The organism is Winogradskya consettensis (genome assembly GCF_018332715.1).
GTDB lineage: Bacteria > Actinomycetota > Actinomycetes > Mycobacteriales > Micromonosporaceae > Actinoplanes > Actinoplanes consettensis.
This window is the reverse complement of the sequence record NZ_BOQP01000016.1, coordinates 89,499-104,935: the sequence shown is the minus strand read 5'-3', so window position 1 is coordinate 104,935 and position 15,437 is coordinate 89,499. Positions and strand designations below refer to the sequence as shown.

Sequence of the window (15,437 nt, the reverse complement as noted above, 5' to 3'; positions counted from 1 at the left end):
GGTCCTGATCTGATGCTCTCCTACCTGCTGCGACGGACGGCGATCCTGATCGGGTCGCTCGTCCTCGCCGCGGTGGCACTGTTCGTGCTGTTGCGGCTCCTGCCGGGCGACCCGGCCAACGCTCTGCTCCCGGTGGGCGCGACCCCGGAGCAGATCGAGGCCGCCCGGCGGGAGCTGGGCACGGACGCGTCGCTCCCGGCGCAGTTCCTGACCTGGCTGCACGACGTGGTCACGCTGGACCTGGGCAAATCTTTGATCAGTACGCTGCCCGTCGGCCCGGAGATCACCGCCCGGCTCCCGGTCACCGTGCCACTGACCCTGGCCGCGTTCGTGCTGGCGGTGCTGATCGCGGTGCCGGTCGGTGTGCTCGCCGCGGCCCGCGCCGGCCGCTGGTACGGCCCGGTGCTCAACGCGGTCGCCCAGCTCGGCATCGCGGTCCCCGCGTTCTGGGTGGGGCTGCTGCTCATCACGGCGTTCGCGCTGCGCCTGCGGATCCTCCCGGCGGGCGGCTTCCCGCCGGACGGCTGGGGCGACCCGGGCACGGCGATCGAGTCGCTGGTCCTGCCGGTCGTGACGGTCGCGCTGGTCATGTCCGCCTCCCTGATCAGGTACGTGCGGAGCGCCACCCTGGGTGTCCTCGGCGCCGACTATCTGCGTACGGCACGGGCGCTCGGCTCCTCCCCCGCGCAGGCGTTCTGGCGGCACGGGTTGCGCAATGCCGCCGTACCCGTGATCGCGGTCCTGGCCATGGAACTCGCCACCACGTTCCTCGGCGCCGTCGTGGTGGAGAGCGTCTTCGCCCTGCCCGGCCTCGGCAGCCTGCTCGTGCGCGGGATCAGCCAGCACGACTACCCGGTGGTGCAGGGCGTCATGCTGGTCAGCACGGCCACCGTGCTCGTCGTCGGCTTCCTCGGCGACCTTGCGCAGCGGCTCGTGGACCCCCGGCTGCGGCAGCGGGGCGCGTCATGAGTAAACGACTGCACCTCTACATCGGGCTCGTCCTGGTGCTCATCGTCGCCGGGGCGGTGCTCGTGTCGTACCTGTGGCTGCCTTTCGCTCCGGACGACACCTCCGGCGGCCGGCTGGCGCCGCCGGGCGGTGACCACCTGCTCGGCACCGACAAACTGGGCCGTGACCTGCTCACCCAGCTGCTGATCGGCGGCCGGATCGCCCTCGGTACGGCACTGGGCGCGGTCGCCGTCGGCGGCGTGCTCGGGCTGAGCGCGGGCCTGCTCGCCGGGTTCGCGACCCGCTGGCTCGACGACGCGGCCGCGGTGGTGCTCGACATCCTGATCGCGTTCCCCACGCTGCTGCTGGCGATGCTGATCGTCGCCGGCTCGGGCGCGTCGCTCGGCACCGCGATCCTCGCGATCGGGCTGGCCATGGCCGCGATCGTCGCCCGGCTCGTCCGGGTCCTGGTCAAACAGGTCCTCGGCCGCGACTTCATCACCGCCGCGCGGGTCGCCGGGGTCTCCTGGCCGCGCATCGTGCTCAGCCACGTGCTGCCCAACATCGCACCCGTGCTGCTGGTCAACCTGGCGTTGCAGGCCGGGCTCGCGGTGCTGGCCGAGGCGAGCCTGTCCTACCTGGGGCTCGGCACGCCACCGCCCAACGCGTCCTGGGGACGGATGCTGTTCGAGGCCCAGGCCACCGTACTGACCTCCCCCGTCGCCGCCATCGCCCCCGGCCTCGCCCTCGTCACCCTCGTCATCGGCATGAACCTCACCGCCGACGGCCTGCGCCTGGGGGTCTCCGATGCTGACCGTTGACAGTCTCACCATCCGCGACCAGGCAGGGCGGGCACTGGTCGAGGACGTGTCGTTCAGCGTGGCACCCGGCGACCGCGTCGGACTGATCGGCGAGTCCGGCTCCGGCAAGTCCCTGACCGCGCTCGCCGTCATCGGACTGCTCCCGCCGGGGCTGACCGCCACCGGCGAGATCCGGCTCGGCGATGCCTACATGGTCCGGGCGACGGAAAAGCTGCGGACCCGCGTACGCGGCAAGGTCGTCGCCACCGTCTTCCAGGAGCCGCTCACCGCGCTGGACCCCCTGATGCCCGCGGGCCGCCAGATCGCCGAGCCCATCCGCCGGTTCCGGGGCCTGCGTGGCACCGCGTTGCGTGACGCCGTGCACGCGGCACTCGACGAGGTAAGGCTCACCGACACCGACCGGATCGCGCGCTCCTACCCGCACGAGCTCTCCGGCGGGCAGCGTCAACGGGTCGCGATCGCGATGGCGCTCGCCTGCCGCCCGCAGCTGCTCGTCGCCGACGAGCCGACCACCGCGCTCGACGTCACCGTGCAGGCCGAGATCCTCGACCTGCTCGACCGGCTCGTCGACACGCACGGCACCGCGCTGCTGTTCATCACGCACGACCTGCCGGTGGCTGCCCGCGTCGCCCGCCACACCCATGTGCTGCGCGAGGGCCGCATCGTCGAGTCGGCACCGATCGCCGACCTGCTCGCCCGGCCCGCGCATCCGTACACCCGCACCCTCGTCGACAGCGCCCGCCGCTTCGACGCCGCCCTGGGAAGGCACCTCTCATGACCTCCCCTGCTCTCCTTTCAGCCGACCACGTCGGGTACTCCTACCGCGGTGGCTCCCCGGCCCTCACCGACGTGTCCCTCGCCGTGCACGCCGGCGACAATGTCGCCCTGGTCGGTGAGTCCGGCGCCGGCAAGACCACCCTGCTCCGGCTCCTGCTCGGACTCACCACCCCCACCACCGGCACCATTCAGTACGCGGGGAGCCCGCTCACCCGCCGGAATCTGCGCGACTACCGCCGGGCGGTCCAGGCGGTGTTCCAGGATCCTTACTCCTCGCTGGATCCCCGCCACCGCGTCGGCCGCATCGTCGCGGAGCCGTTGCGGGGTCTCGGCCTCGGCACCGACCCCGCCCGGGTGGCGGCAGCACTGGACGCGGTCGGCCTCCCCGCCGACGCCACCACCCGCTACCCTCACGAATTCTCCGGCGGCCAACGACAACGCATCGCGATCGCCCGCGCCATCGTCTGCAACCCCGGGGTCCTGCTCGCCGACGAACCGGTCAGCGCCCTCGACCTGACCACCCGCGTCCGCATCGTCGACCTCCTGGCCTCCCTCTGCGCCGACCGTGCCCTCACGATCCTGCTGGTCTCGCACGACCTCGGCGTCGTCGCCGAACTCTGCTCCCACACCGCCGTCCTCGAACACGGCCGCATCGTCGAACAGGGCCCTACCAGCACCATCCTGGGCTCGCCCTCCCACCCGTACACCCGTCGCCTGCTGCAGAGCGTCCCCCGCCTCTGATAAGCGTCCGTTATCGGCATCGATCGTCAATCAACCTTGGACAGCACTCCAGATTGCCTACTAGTTTGGTAGGTGTTGTAGGAGATTTGTAGCGCTGCCGAGAGGAACACCATGACGTCCTTCGATCCGACGATCCCGCAGACCGCAGCCCCGGACGTCGAGTTCATCAGCCTCTCGCACCTGAACCCGTCCACCGAGCTCAACCCGGTCCCGTCCCGCGGCATCGACCTGCCGTACTTCCGCAAGTACGTGCAGGCGCTCGAAGACGGCGGCTACGACTACACGCTGCTGCCGTACGGCTCGGGCAGCGCCGACTCGTTCGTCACGGCGAGCGCCGTGGGCGCGCTCACCGAACGCATCAAGCCGATCGTGGCCCTGCGCCCCAACACCACGCTCCCGACCGTCGGCGCGCAGAAGCTCGCCACGCTCGACCAACTGACCGAGGGCCGCGCGGTCGTCCACCTCATCTCCGGCGGCAGCGACACCGAACAGGCCCGCCAGGGCGACTACCTCCCCAAGAACAAGCGCTACGCCCGCACCTCGGAATACATCGACATCCTGCGCAGGTCATGGACCGAGCCGGCCCCGTTCGACCACGACGGCGAGTTCTACAAGTTCGACGGCTTCGGCCCCGGCTTCGCCCCCTACGAATCCCCCATCCCGATCTCCATCGGTGGCCAGTCCGACGAGGCTTTCGAGATCGGCGGCGCGAAGGCCGACATCTTCAGCTTCTGGGGCGAACCCCTGGACGACCTCCGCAGCGAGATCGACCGCGTCCACGGCATCGCCCGCGCCGCCGGCCGCACCACCCTGCCCCGCATCTGGGTGACCTTCCGCCCGATCATCGCCGAGACCGACGAACTGGCCTGGCAGAAGGCCCACGAATACGTCGCGAAGGTCGCCGAGACCCACCGCAAGGCACCCCGTCTCGGCGGCGCCGCCCCGCAGAACGTCGGCTCCCAGCGCGCCCTGAACTTCGCCGACCGCTCCGAGCTCTACGACCGAGCCCTCTGGACCAAGACCGCCGCGGTAACCAACGCCGCCGGAGCCTCCACCGCCCTGGTCGGCTCCCCCGAGACGGTCGCCGCCGCCATCCTCGACTACGTCGACCGCGGCGCCTCCCTGGTCTCGATCCGCGGCTACGACACCCTCACCGACGCCATCGACTACGGCAAGTACGTCCTCCCCCTGGTCCGCCAGGAGATCGCCCACCGCAAGGCCACCGGCCGGCGCGGCACCCTCCAGGCCGACCACCTCGGCAACCACGGCCCGGACTACGCCCGCTACGCCACCGCGCAGTCCTGACCCCCATCCGGGACGCTGCCGCACCACCCCGCAGCGTCCCGGCCCGCCACCCGCCACCTGCCACCCGCCGCTCTCCCGGCCCCGCCGCCCGCCGCTCTCCCGGCCCCGCCGCCCGCCGCTCTCCCGGCCCCGCCGCCCGCCGCTCTCCCGGCTCTGGTGCGCGGCCGTGTCCTAGGATCCTTGGATGGGGACTCCGGACGCAGAGGTTGAGCGGTATCTGGCCGAGTTGCAGCATCCGCTGAAGGACGGGGTGCTGCAGCTTCGGGAGGCGATCCTGGCTTCCGGCACGGCCATCACCGAGCATGTGAAATGGAACGCGCCGAGTTTCTGCTACGACGGCGAGGACCGGGTGACGTTCCGGCTGCAGCCACGTGGACGGCTGCAGCTGATCTTTCATCGCGGGGCGAAGGTCAGGGCGGACACCGCCGGGTTCGCGTTCGACGATCCGACGGGGCTGATGACCTGGGCCTCACCCGACCGCGCGGTCGTCGATTTCCCCGATCTCGACGCGGTGGAGGCCCGGCGGGCGCAGGTGGTCGAGCTGGTCGAGCGCTGGGTGCTGACCCGGTGAGCCGGTGCACGGTCACCGTCTGCCGGGGCAGCTTCTGCCGTGAACCGGACCGGATCGCCGAAATCCCCGGGGTACGCACCAGCAGCTGCCTCGATGCCTGCTCGCAGGCCACCGTCGTGGTGGTCCAGCCGTCGGCCGCCGGGCGCAGGGCCGGCGGGAGGCCGGTGTGGCTCGGGCTGGTCAACGACGAGTTCGTCGCCGACGACATCGCCGCCTGGGTGCGGGCCGGAGGACCCGGGGTCGCGGAGCCGCCGGCGGTTCTCGACCTCTACGTCGTCACCCGCCCCGCGAGCTGATGCGCAGGCGGGGCCTACCCTGATGGCCATGAGACTGACGCGGGTTTCCACCGGCACCGGGGCGAACGTCTCGCTGGAGTTCACCGACGCCTCGGTGGAGATCCGGGAGATCTCCGCGGCCCATCAGCGGGCGGCCCGGGTCTGCGGCGGGTCGCTCGTCGGCGCGTTCGGGCTGGCCGCCGTGGGCGCCAATGCCGGCGCGCGCGAGATCCAGGTGCTGCCCACGGTGATGTGGATCCTCGCCCTGGTCGTGCTGGTGGCCGGGGCCGGCGGGGCGGGTGCGTGGCTGCTCTGGTCGGCGGCGCGCCGGCGGGGCACCGACCGGGTGACCATAGCCGCCGCCGAGGTCAGCGCCGCGAAGAGTGAGGTGAGCGACGGGGTGGTCACCGTCACCGTCACCACGCTCGACGGGCAGAGCAGGTCGTTCAGCGCCGCGGGCCACGTGGGCTCGATGCTGGCAACCGAGTTCGGGCGGCTGATCAGCCCGGAGGGAGTCCCGGCCCCGGACGCTGTGGAGAACGAACACCCCGCGTTGTGATGGGAACCTTGCCGCCGCTCAGTGCGCCGGGTCGGCTCATCCTCATCGTCGCGGGCCCCCGGACCTGACCTCGGGCGCGGTCCAGCTTGCCAGGAGCCTGAGCTTGTCCTCCGACGGGGAGCCCGGCTCGGCGGTGTAGGTGGTCAGCAGCTGGCTCCCGTCGCCGGTGGGAAGCTCCAGCGAGCAGTACGCCAGCTCGATCACCCCGGCGTCGGGGTGCAGGAACGTCTTGGTGCCCCGGTTGTGCAGCAGAATGTCGTGGGCGGCCCACCGGGTGCGAAACTCGGGGCTGACCGTCGACAGCTCGCCGACGAGCGCCCGCAGGTCCCGGTCACATGGGTTACGGCCGGCATCGGCGCGCAGCAGCGAGACGATCGTCGTGGCCGCGGTCTCCCAGTCGGCGTAGAAGTCGTGCGCGCCCGGGTCGAGGAAGTGAAAACGCGCGATGTTCTGCCCGTCACCCAGCACGGGCGCGTAGAGGGCACGCCCGAGCGCGTTGCTGGCCAGCACATCCCAGCGCCCGTTCGTGACGAACGCCGGGGACATCGTCATCGCATCGAGCATCCACTGCACCTGCGGCGGCAACTCGGCCGGCCGCGACCGGCGCGGGCACCCCTTCTCCGCCGGCCGCGCGAGCCGGGCAAGATCGGAGAGGTACGTCTTCTCCTCGGCGTCGAGCTGCAACGCCCGGGCCACCGCGTTGAGGACCTCGTCGGAGACCTCAGCGATATGCCCCTTCTCCAGCCGCGTGTACCACTCGGTGCTCACCCCCGCGAGGACGGCCACCTCCTCACGGCGCAACCCGGGAACCCGGCGCCTGGTGCCCGAGGGCAGCCCGACCTGCGCCGGGCTGAGCCTCGCCCGCCGGCTGGCCAGAAAGTCACGGACATCGGCCCGCGTGTCGTTCTTCGTCACCCCTCCACGGTACGAGGTCCCGTCCCGGCCGAGGGGGTCGCGTTTCTACCCCCTCGGCTCAGGGGGCAGCAGCGGCCGGATCGAATCCCCGGCCAGCTTGCGCCGCACAGCATCAGCGATGAAGGCGGAAACCTCGCCGACAGGCACGTGTGCGATGCCCTCGGCGAGGTCGGCCGGTAGCGAGATGGACAATTTCCGACCGGTCACGCCGGCAATCTATTCCGGTGTGACCGATTCGGGAAGAGACGTCAGCCGGCCACGAGCACTTTGAGGCTTTTGCGGTCGGCCATGTCGCGATACCCGGCGGGGACGCCCGCGAGGTTCGTGGTGACGTCGAAGACCTTGCCGGGCTGCAGGCTGCCGTCGAGAACCTCGGGCAACAGCTCATCGATGTACGCCCGGGTCGGCGCGGCGCCGCCCGTCAGCCGGACGCCGCGGAAGAACAGACTGCCGATGCCGACCGGGGCCTCCTCGTACTGCGGCACCCCGACCCGGCTGATCGTGCCGCCACCGCGGACAACACCGACGGCCTGGTCGTACGCGGTGCGCGTACCCACAGCTTCTAGAACGATCGGCGTGCCGTGACCGCCCGTCAGAGCCCGCACGGCCTCGATGCCCTCCGCCCCGCGATCGGCCACGACGTCGGTCGCACCGAACTCCCGCCCCAGATCGGTACGCGCCTTGTGCCGCCCCATCAGAATGATCCGCTCAGCCCCCAGCCGCCTCGCGGACAGCACCGCCAGCAACCCGACCGCCCCGTCCCCGATCACCGCGACCGTGCTCCCGGCCGTGACACCACCGGAAACCGCGGCGTGGTGCCCGGTCCCGAACACGTCGGAGAGAGTGAGAAGCGACGGCAACAGGGCCGGATCCGCTCCGGCCGGAATCCTGACCAGCGTCCCATCGGCGAACGGAACCCGGACCGCCTCGGCCTGACCGCCCTCGTCAGGCTGCAGATCCCACATGCTTCCGTGTACGCACGACGCGTACAAACCTTCCTTGCAGAACTCGCACGTCCCGTCGGAGATGAGCCACGGCGCGACGACCAGGTCACCCTTCTTGACAGTGGTCACCTGCGACCCGGTGTCCTCAACGATGCCGACGAACTCATGACCCATCCGCGCCGGACCGGCACCGTGGGGCATGGTGGCGTACGGCCACAGGTCGGACCCGCAGATGCACGACGCGGTCACCCGCACGAGGGCGTCGGTCGGCAGCTTGACGACGGAATCGGGAACGTTCTCGACGCGGACATCGCCGGCGCCGTACATGAAGGTTGCTTGCATGCAGACCATGCAAGCCGCCCGGCTGCCGAACGGGCAGGTCGCACTTATAGGGGCAGAACCAGCACCCCTTTTACCCAATGCCGCCATCGGCACACAGCCGGTGTGCCGTTCTTGCTCGCGCCGCCCGACGATGAGAGCAGGTCGACTCCCCGGGAGGTACCACCATGCCGGCTCGCCAACGTCGTCGTCGCAAGCAAACTCCGCAGCCCGCCGATCCACCGGCTGCGACACCGTCACCGGCGGCCGCGCCGCTGCCCTGGTGGCGTACGGCGGTCGGGCAGATCGGCACGGCTCTGCTGGCCTTCGTGCTGGGAGTGGCATCTACCGTTCTTACTACTTACCTGTCCGGCCGAGTGACGAAGGCGACGCAACCCCAGGTGCTTGCCGTCGGCCAGACATGGCCGAGTTCGTATTATCTATCGATTGATCCGGGGCTGAATTCGCTTATCGAAGGCCAGCCGCAACGGGAGCCGTCACCGGCTGCGGCAGAAGATTACTTCGATCGGCTGGACAGGTTTCTGCGCGGCAAAGGGGCACTACCGAAGGCGAGGAGCCTAACCATAACCGTAACCAACAGTCAGAACGAGCCCATAACCGTCAAAAATCTACAAGCCGAGGTGACCCGGCGCGAAAAGATTTCTTTCGGTGCCCAGATCGGCGACAATACGGGCGGCCCCATCGACACCACTCTGCACTTCGACTTGTCGAAGGATAGGGCTCCCGGCATCTTGCAGTGCGGCGACGAGGGCTGCGCCCTGTCGAACGAGGCACAAGAAATTCAACGACAGGCATCGTATTTCGGGACCGTTCAGGAGAATATCGCCGCAGGAGAAAGCCGTAATTACAACGCTCTGCTGGACGGCGACAACCTACTGGTCTCGTTCCGATTCAAGATCACTGTCATCGCACTGGACACCCATGGCGACCGCACTGCTCGACAGATCACCATACGTGATCTGGGGGGACAGGACTTCCGCGGCGTATCAGGCAGGACCGGTGCCGCAGCGTTCTACACAATCGACGGTGTCAACGGCGGCATAACCAAGACTCAATAGCGTACGAGACTCAGAAGGTGGCGATCGGGTTGACCGGGCTGCCGGAGGTGCCGGAGAGGCGGATCGGGGCGACGGTGAGGTGGAAGTCCCACTGGCTGAGTTCGGCGGCGGCGGACGCGCAGGCCTCCAGGTCGCAGTTGTCGAGCAGCCACAGGCCCATCGCGGCGAGGCCGATGGTGTGGACGGGCATCAGGATGTTGGCGTAGCCGGAGGGCTGGACGTCCTGGGGGGTGTCGGCGGCGATCAGGGCGACCTGCCGGTCGTGGAGCCATGGGAGGCAGGACGCGTGCCAGCCCGCCTGGGTGAAACCGCCGGCGTCGCCGTTCTCGTGGCGGGCGCGGCCGTAGCCGGTTCGCAGGAGCACGGCGTCGCCGGCGCGGACCCGTACATTCTGGCGGCGCTCGGCTTCCTCCAGGTCGGCGGGGAAGACGCCCTGGCCCGGTTCCATCCAGGGCACCTCACGAACCCGCGCGATGTCCAGCAGGACGCCGCGCGTGCTGATCCCGTTCGACGCCGCCGTGACGGATGCCCATGATGACCCCGTTGCGGTGTCCACCGAGGAGTGCGAACGGCCGTTGTACGTCTTGCCGTCCCAGAAGATGTGGCACGGGGAGTCGAGGTGGGTGATCGTGTTGCCGTGGAACGTGATGGCGAGTTTCTCGGTCGAGAAACCCCAACGGCGGTCGGCGTGGAAGGCCGCCGGCAGGTTCTCGGCGCCGGGCATGTCGGCGGCGCACGGGCACGTCGTCGTGGAGCGTTCCATGTCTCCCGGCACGGCGACCTCCCACGCACAGGACACACTCCTGCCGTGCCGCACGGCCCGCGCCGCCGCCACCCGGACCTGGTCGGTGATGTGGTTCAGGGTGCCGCGCTCATCGTCGTCACCCCACCGCCCCCAGTTGGACAACGTCGCGAAGTATCCGAGCACGTCATCCTGCGTCGGCACCGTCATCGGCTCCTCCGTCTGCGGTAGGTCTGAATCTTACGGCCCCGGCCATCCGGGCCAGCGCCACTCGCCGATTCCGGGCCACGCCGTCACGAGCCCGGCGGCGAGCACACCACCGAAGGCGACCGTTCCCTCATGGGAGGCGTACGCGATCCAGTCTTGATCGGCGTCGGTCCACAGTCCCTCGGCACCGGTGTACCGCGGGGCGAAGATCTCGGCATCCAGCAAGTAGTCGGCGCCGTACTCACGCACCTCGACCACCCGGCCGCGACCCCGATCCCGCAGGGCCCGGCGGACGGCGGCAACCCCGTCGTCCGCCCACATCGCATGCTCGGCGAGCACCAGCACATCCTGCGGAACCGGGCTTTCCATCAGCGGATGCCAGAGGCCGCCCCGTACACCCCATCGATTCTGCAATTCCGCACGCCAGAACGTTGACTCGCCGGGTGCCAGCACGCGTCGGTAAGGAAGCGGGTCAACCCGGAGATCTGGTTGCGCCAGCCAGCGCCGCACGTTCACGGCGAACAGCCGGCGCTCCAGGGCTATGGCCTCGGTTTCGATCTCGTCGTTGGGTAGCTCGGTGAAGGGCGACTGGGCGGCTTCGGCTGCGACGAACAACCACTCGGCGACTGTCTCGACGGCGGGAAGGGACTCCGGGTCGAGTCGTTCCACCTCGGTGAGGATGGCCTCCACGACGTTGTATCGGGGGAAGATCTGCTTCGCCTCGGTGGTGTAGTGATATCCCTCGCGGCCGCCGCCGGGGAGCAGGCTGTACCGGGTCTGCAGCTCGTCATAGCGCGCCATCAGGTATCGGCGCGCGGCCCAGACCAGCGTTCCGGAACTGCGGCTCAGCATTGCCAGAGGAATGCGGCGGTTGCGCAGGAGGTGCAGCGGAAGCCGTAGCCGCAGCCTCCGCCGCCGAAGTTGGCCGAGGTTCGGTGGTTGTGGCCCTCCTCGAGCTGGACGACGAACGTCATGGGGCGGTCACAGCCTTCACACGCCGGGGTCTCGTCGTTCTGGAGCCACAAGGCCTGGCCGCCGATCTGACCGAGCACTTCGCGCTTCGGCCGGCCCGTTCGCTGGTGCCAGGCGTCCCCCGCGTCCAGATAGTCCCCGGTAGCGAGCTCTTCGTAGTCGACCGCGCAGGTCTCGTCCAGTGCGGTGATGCCATCCTCAGCAGGCGGGACGGTGAGATGGACGGCGTCCGCGCCGAACACGTACGCGTGATTGCCTCCGGCTGTGGCTTCCCATTCTTCGCACAGGCCGGGGTCGTTCTGGCACATGAAGATCGACAGCAGACCTTCGGTGCCGGGCAAAGCGTCGGGCAAAGCGTCGGGCAAAGCGTCGGGCAAAGCGTCGGGCAAAGCGTCGGGCAAAGCGTCGGCGAGGCTCACCTGGGCCACGAACTGCATGGGCCCGTCGCACTCGGCGCACAGGGGCCACTCGAACCCGGCGGGCACGTGCGGGACACCGCCCGTGCGGGTTCCGGGTGCGTCCGCGGCGGCCGGTCCGGCGTACGTCATCAGCTTGACCACGCGAGCAGGATACGGAAGGAGTCAGCCGGCGGGGTGTAGGACCACGGCGTACAAGTCTCGTGGGCCTGGTTCGTGGACATTGCCGTCGGCGTCGCGGCCCAGGGGGAGGAATTCGGCGTCGACCGGGAGGTACCAGCATTCCTCGACGTCGGCCAGGGGAGAACAGGCCGACGGAGAGGATGGCGACGAAGAAGAACCGGCGACGACCATCACAGCGTCGTCGGGCAGGTCGGCCAGGATCTCGCGGAGGCTCGCGACGGTGATCGTTCCCAGGGTGTAGAGCGGGTCGACGCCGGCGTTCTGGTTGCGTACATAGGTGTTTTCGTCGGAGCTCATGCCGGTCCTCCATGAGATGCGGCCGGGGCGGCGGCGGTGCTGGAGCGGCGGAGGATGCGGATCGGGGGGCCGGCGTGGTCGCGTGGGGGCGCGCCGCGCAGCGCCTCCAGCACCGCGCGCCCCAAGGTCAGGCCGTGTTCGTGGACGTCGATGCTCAGCGCGGACAGCGGTGGCACGGCGAGTTCGCACAGCGGGGAGTCGTCGCAGGCGAGCAGGCTGACGTCGTCGGGCACCGGGATGCCGGCGCGGATCAGGTCCTGCTGGGCGGCGACGGCCATGACGTCGTTGTCGAAGATGACCGCGGTCGGCGTGGGGTGGGTGGCGAGGAGTTCGCGGACGCCGCGGATGCCCGCTGAAGCGCTGTAGTCCGCCTCGGTGATGCGTACCGCGACGCCGTGTTCCTCCCCCGCGCGGAGCATGGCCGATGAACGCTCGGCGGTGTGCACCAGGTCGGCGGGACCACTGACGCGGCCGACGGTGGTGTGCCCGAGCGAGGCCAGGAGCTCCATCGCGGCGGTCATCGCGCCGGCGTCGTCGGTGACGACCTTGTGGAAGACGTGGTCGTCGTGGCGGCCGGCCAGGACGGCGGTCAGGGCGAGTGAGGCCAGCCGGCCCGGTCGGACATCGTCGGGTACGAGGTTCACGACGACAACCGCTTCGACCGTGTGGTCCTGGGCCCACCGCTCGTACGTCGCCAGTTCCGCGTCGAGGTCCGGGACGACCAGGAGCAGGACCGTGGTGGAGAACGGGGCCAGGGCCTCCTCCATGCCGGTGATGAGCTCCATGAAGAACGGCTCGACGCCGAGGCGGGCGGCGTTGCCGGTCAGGACCAGGCCGATCAGGCCGTCAGGCACGTGCGGAGCACCTCCGGGTCGAGGAAGCGTTTCGGGTCCACGTCGGCGGTGGTGGTGACCGTGAACGTGTGGCTCTCTCCCGGGAGCAGGTCGATGAGCAGGTCGTCGACGACGGCATCGGGGGCGACCCGGTCGGCGAGCAGCGCGATGTCGTGGGCGAACGAGGACGCGGTCACGGTGACCGAGTATCCGCCCTCGGCCGCGGATGCGGTGGCGGACAGCGCGTTCGGGTCGTAGGGGATCGCGAAGTCCTCGGCGGACAGGTGGGTGGCGCGAAGGCCGTCCGCATCCGCGACGACGAGGTCGGAAAGGGTCACGGAAGCCACCTGGACAGATCGCGGCGGCACGGAAATATCGATGCGCTCCTCCGCGTGCACCACCCCGGCGAAGTCGGCGTGGCGTAGACGAACGGAGGCGAGCCACGGGGTGTCGGTGTCGTTGACCACAGCGAGCACGGGTACGCCGTCCCGCTGCACGAATCCGAGCAGTCGCGGGGCGTACGCGCGGCGCAGGGCGTACCACGCCGGTTTGCGCCGCCCGGACCCGTCGACGACCGCCCACGAGGTCACCGGCCAACAGTCGTTGAGCTGCCACAGGATGCTGCCCATCGTGCGGGGGGCGTGGGAGCGCAGGTGCTGGACGGCGTACGTGGTGGCCCGGGCCTGATTGAGCTGGGTCGCCCAGTGCCAGTCGGCGAAGTCCTCCGGCACCCGCACGTGGTGTGCCAGGCCCCGGTTGAGCTTCCCGTTGCCGTCGTCGGCCTTCTGGTGCAGCAGGAAGGCGGGCGATCCCTGGTGCAGGTCCCCGTCGGAGAGGGCCGCGGTCAGCGTCGACCAGGTCGGCGGTGCCTGCCAGCCGAACTCCGAGCAGAACCGCGGGACGTTGCGGTCGTGCCAGGTGTAGTCCTCGCGGTTCCAGGCGTCCCACTCGTGCCGGGTCCCGTGCGCGGCGTCGTTGGGGTGCACCACTTCCGGGTCGAAGCCGGGGCTCGACGGGCTGCCGGGGTGGTACGGCCGGGTCGGGTCCAGCTCGGCCAGCAGAGCCGGGAAGTCCTCGTAGTAGTAGCGCGCGCCCCACGTCGCGTCGCCCAGCCTGCTCTTCCAGTTCCAGTCCTCGTGGCCCCAGATGTTCTCGTTGCCGCCGTTCCAGATCGCGAGCGACGCGTGCGAGCTGAGCCGCACGATGTTGTCCCGGGCCTCGGCGAGGATCTCCGTGCGCAGCGGCTCCTCCTCGGCATACGCCGCGCAGGCCAGCAGGAAATCCTGCCAGACCAGGATGCCGCGCTCGTCGCAGACGTCGTAGAAGTCGTCGGCCTCGTAGATGCCGCCGCCCCAGATCCGCAGCAGGTTGGCGTTGGCTTCGACCGCCCGGTCGACGGCCGCCGCGTAGTCCGCCCGGGTCAGCCGGGTCAGCAGGTGGTCCTCGGGGATCCAGTTGAGCCCCTTCACGAACACCGGCCGCCCGTTGACCACCAGCGCGAACCGGGTGCCGTCGGCGTCCGGGGTCTCGTCCAGGCGCACAGACCGAAAACCGACCTTCTTCGTGTACGCGTCCAGCGCCGCACCGTCCCCGTCGTGCAACTCGACCGTCACGGTGGACAGGGGCTGAGCGCCGTACCCCGCGGGCCACCACACCGCCGCGTCCGGGACCGCCACCTCCACCACGCCCTCGTCAGCGTCTGCGGCGAGCCGCAGAGCGACCGCGGGCCGATCGCCGACAGTGACGGAAACGAGCAGCTCACCCGCCGCCCCGAACCCGGAACGCTCAACAGAGACGTGCACAGCGAGCCGCCCCGTGCGTCCGTCGTCGTCCAGTGTGGCGAGCGGCCGCACCTCGGCGAGCCGCGCCACCCGCCAGCGCTCCAGCCGTACGGGCCGCCAGATCCCCGCGGTCTGCAGGTCCGGCCCCCAGTCCCAGCCGAAACTGCACGCCATCTTCCGCACGGCGTTGAACGGATGACCGTACGCCCGGGGGCGCTCCCCCAGCTGCCGCTGCATCTGCTCCGCGTAGCTCAACGCCGACGAGAAGCGAACCGTCAACGGCACCGCCGCCCCGGTGATCAGCCGGCGGACATCGAAGCGGTACCCCCGGTGCATGTTGGCTGTCCGTCCGAGCAGCGTGTTGTCCATCTCGACGGCCGCCACGGTGTCCAGCCCGTCGAAGACCAGATCGATCCGCTCATCCGCCGCCGCCGGCGTGGCCGTCACGGTCGTGTCGTAGCGCCACGAGGCGCGGTGCGCCCAGACCAGCTCAGCCTCGTTCATCCCGTCGTAGGGGTCAGGGATGAGACCGGCCGCCAGCAGATCGGTGTGTACGGTCCCCGGCACCACCGCCGGCACGGCCACCCCGGCGATCCCGGCGGGCACCGGCCCCCCGTCCGCCCGCAGCGTCCACCCCTCGTGCAGGTCGGTTCGGATCATGTCGGATCGCTCCTGTCGGTAAGGGACCGATAACATTCTTAAGCAACTGAAGTTTCTCGTCAACGACCGCGCGGAGACCGACCAGCGAGGGGG

At 70.0% G+C, this 15,437-nt stretch carries 18 protein-coding genes; 9 read left to right on the top strand and 9 right to left on the bottom strand.

Translation table 11 applies throughout. The features are described from left to right. Positions 1-12: 12 nt before the first annotated feature. The 8 genes from Aco04nite_RS16245 (at position 13) to Aco04nite_RS16210 (ending at position 5,997) form a co-directional block, all read left to right on the top strand. Positions 13-969 (top strand): ABC transporter permease, encoded by a 957-nt coding sequence (locus Aco04nite_RS16245; RefSeq protein WP_212998048.1) that lies wholly within the window; start codon positions 13-15, stop codon positions 967-969. Then, positions 966-1,769, top strand: a complete 804-nt coding sequence (locus Aco04nite_RS16240) for an ABC transporter permease (RefSeq protein ID WP_212998047.1) — start codon at positions 966-968, stop codon at positions 1,767-1,769. Before Aco04nite_RS16245 ends, Aco04nite_RS16240 begins: the two co-directional genes overlap by 4 nt. After that, positions 1,756-2,547: an ATP-binding cassette domain-containing protein gene (locus tag Aco04nite_RS16235; protein WP_212998046.1), complete on the top strand. Its 792-nt coding sequence runs from the start codon at positions 1,756-1,758 to the stop codon at positions 2,545-2,547. The genes Aco04nite_RS16240 and Aco04nite_RS16235 overlap by 14 nt, the downstream gene beginning before the upstream one ends. Next, entirely contained in the window at positions 2,544-3,287 is a 744-nt protein-coding gene (locus Aco04nite_RS16230) for an ABC transporter ATP-binding protein (protein ID WP_212998045.1), read from the top strand. Before Aco04nite_RS16235 ends, Aco04nite_RS16230 begins: the two co-directional genes overlap by 4 nt. 111 nt (positions 3,288-3,398) lie before the next feature. After that, positions 3,399-4,592, top strand: a complete 1,194-nt coding sequence (locus Aco04nite_RS16225) for an LLM class flavin-dependent oxidoreductase (protein WP_212998044.1) — start codon at positions 3,399-3,401, stop codon at positions 4,590-4,592. Between the two features lie 184 nt (positions 4,593-4,776). Then, positions 4,777-5,163 (top strand): DUF1801 domain-containing protein, encoded by a 387-nt coding sequence (locus Aco04nite_RS16220; protein ID WP_212998043.1) that lies wholly within the window; start codon positions 4,777-4,779, stop codon positions 5,161-5,163. Then, entirely contained in the window at positions 5,160-5,459 is a 300-nt protein-coding gene (locus Aco04nite_RS16215; RefSeq protein ID WP_212998042.1) for a hypothetical protein, read from the top strand. Before Aco04nite_RS16220 ends, Aco04nite_RS16215 begins: the two co-directional genes overlap by 4 nt. Before the next feature lie 28 nt (positions 5,460-5,487). Then, a complete protein-coding gene (locus Aco04nite_RS16210; protein WP_212998041.1) occupies positions 5,488-5,997 on the top strand; it encodes a hypothetical protein in 510 nt (169 codons plus the stop codon). A 42-nt stretch (positions 5,998-6,039) separates the two neighbouring features. Here Aco04nite_RS16210 and Aco04nite_RS16205 read toward each other — a convergent pair whose 3' ends face one another. The 3 genes from Aco04nite_RS16205 to Aco04nite_RS16195 are packed head-to-tail and all read right to left on the bottom strand — an operon-like array spanning position 6,040 to position 8,198. Continuing rightward, entirely contained in the window at positions 6,040-6,912 is an 873-nt protein-coding gene (locus Aco04nite_RS16205; RefSeq protein ID WP_212998040.1) for a helix-turn-helix domain-containing protein, read from the bottom strand. Positions 6,913-6,957: 45 nt separating this feature from the next. After that, positions 6,958-7,119 (bottom strand): hypothetical protein, encoded by a 162-nt coding sequence (locus tag Aco04nite_RS16200; protein WP_212998039.1) that lies wholly within the window; start codon positions 7,117-7,119, stop codon positions 6,958-6,960. 41 nt (positions 7,120-7,160) lie between these two features. Then, the gene (locus Aco04nite_RS16195; RefSeq protein WP_212998038.1) at positions 7,161-8,198 is read right to left on the bottom strand and encodes an alcohol dehydrogenase catalytic domain-containing protein; all 1,038 of its coding nucleotides are present in this window, start codon (positions 8,196-8,198) and stop codon (positions 7,161-7,163) included. Between the two features lie 164 nt (positions 8,199-8,362). Between Aco04nite_RS16195 and Aco04nite_RS16190 the strand changes: the two genes are divergently transcribed. Next, entirely contained in the window at positions 8,363-9,253 is an 891-nt protein-coding gene (locus Aco04nite_RS16190) for a hypothetical protein (protein ID WP_212998037.1), read from the top strand. Between the two features lie 10 nt (positions 9,254-9,263). On the opposite strand, the gene Aco04nite_RS16185 is transcribed toward Aco04nite_RS16190, so the two are convergent. From Aco04nite_RS16185 to Aco04nite_RS16160, 6 genes are read right to left on the bottom strand one after another with little or no spacing between them, the layout of a single operon-like run. Continuing rightward, entirely contained in the window at positions 9,264-10,205 is a 942-nt protein-coding gene (locus tag Aco04nite_RS16185; protein ID WP_244876039.1) for a cyclase family protein, read from the bottom strand. A gap of 30 nt (positions 10,206-10,235) precedes the next feature. Beyond that, positions 10,236-11,054, bottom strand: coding sequence for a hypothetical protein (locus Aco04nite_RS16180; RefSeq protein WP_212998036.1), 819 nt, complete (start codon positions 11,052-11,054; stop codon positions 10,236-10,238). Continuing rightward, positions 11,048-11,734, bottom strand: coding sequence for a DUF1963 domain-containing protein (locus Aco04nite_RS16175; protein WP_212998035.1), 687 nt, complete (start codon positions 11,732-11,734; stop codon positions 11,048-11,050). Before Aco04nite_RS16175 ends, Aco04nite_RS16180 begins: the two co-directional genes overlap by 7 nt. Before the next feature lie 21 nt (positions 11,735-11,755). Next, complete coding sequence (locus Aco04nite_RS16170; protein ID WP_212998034.1) at positions 11,756-12,070, bottom strand: hypothetical protein; 315 nt, start codon at positions 12,068-12,070, stop codon at positions 11,756-11,758. Then, the gene (locus tag Aco04nite_RS16165) at positions 12,067-12,924 is read right to left on the bottom strand and encodes a LacI family DNA-binding transcriptional regulator (RefSeq protein ID WP_212998033.1); all 858 of its coding nucleotides are present in this window, start codon (positions 12,922-12,924) and stop codon (positions 12,067-12,069) included. The genes Aco04nite_RS16170 and Aco04nite_RS16165 overlap by 4 nt, the downstream gene beginning before the upstream one ends. Continuing rightward, complete coding sequence (locus tag Aco04nite_RS16160) at positions 12,909-15,344, bottom strand: glycoside hydrolase family 2 protein (RefSeq protein WP_212998032.1); 2,436 nt, start codon at positions 15,342-15,344, stop codon at positions 12,909-12,911. The genes Aco04nite_RS16165 and Aco04nite_RS16160 overlap by 16 nt, the downstream gene beginning before the upstream one ends. Positions 15,345-15,437 lie beyond the last annotated feature (93 nt).

What these genes read in the sequence shown, in the direction of transcription:
- Aco04nite_RS16245 (WP_212998048.1), top strand. Translation starts at nt 13, where the DNA reads ATGCTCTCCTACCTGCTGCGACGGACGGCGATCCTGATCGGGTCGCTC.
- Aco04nite_RS16240 (WP_212998047.1), top strand. Translation starts at nt 966, where the DNA reads ATGAGTAAACGACTGCACCTCTACATCGGGCTCGTCCTGGTGCTCATC.
- Aco04nite_RS16235 (WP_212998046.1), top strand. Translation starts at nt 1,756, where the DNA reads ATGCTGACCGTTGACAGTCTCACCATCCGCGACCAGGCAGGGCGGGCA.
- Aco04nite_RS16230 (WP_212998045.1), top strand. Translation starts at nt 2,544, where the DNA reads ATGACCTCCCCTGCTCTCCTTTCAGCCGACCACGTCGGGTACTCCTAC.
- Aco04nite_RS16225 (WP_212998044.1), top strand. Translation starts at nt 3,399, where the DNA reads ATGACGTCCTTCGATCCGACGATCCCGCAGACCGCAGCCCCGGACGTC.
- Aco04nite_RS16220 (WP_212998043.1), top strand. Translation starts at nt 4,777, where the DNA reads ATGGGGACTCCGGACGCAGAGGTTGAGCGGTATCTGGCCGAGTTGCAG.
- Aco04nite_RS16210 (WP_212998041.1), top strand. Translation starts at nt 5,488, where the DNA reads ATGAGACTGACGCGGGTTTCCACCGGCACCGGGGCGAACGTCTCGCTG.
- Aco04nite_RS16195 (WP_212998038.1), bottom strand. Translation starts at nt 8,198, where the DNA reads ATGCAAGCAACCTTCATGTACGGCGCCGGCGATGTCCGCGTCGAGAAC.
- Aco04nite_RS16190 (WP_212998037.1), top strand. Translation starts at nt 8,363, where the DNA reads ATGCCGGCTCGCCAACGTCGTCGTCGCAAGCAAACTCCGCAGCCCGCC.
- Aco04nite_RS16185 (WP_244876039.1), bottom strand. Translation starts at nt 10,205, where the DNA reads ATGACGGTGCCGACGCAGGATGACGTGCTCGGATACTTCGCGACGTTG.
- Aco04nite_RS16180 (WP_212998036.1), bottom strand. Translation starts at nt 11,054, where the DNA reads ATGCTGAGCCGCAGTTCCGGAACGCTGGTCTGGGCCGCGCGCCGATAC.
- Aco04nite_RS16170 (WP_212998034.1), bottom strand. Translation starts at nt 12,070, where the DNA reads ATGAGCTCCGACGAAAACACCTATGTACGCAACCAGAACGCCGGCGTC.
- Aco04nite_RS16160 (WP_212998032.1), bottom strand. Translation starts at nt 15,344, where the DNA reads ATGATCCGAACCGACCTGCACGAGGGGTGGACGCTGCGGGCGGACGGG.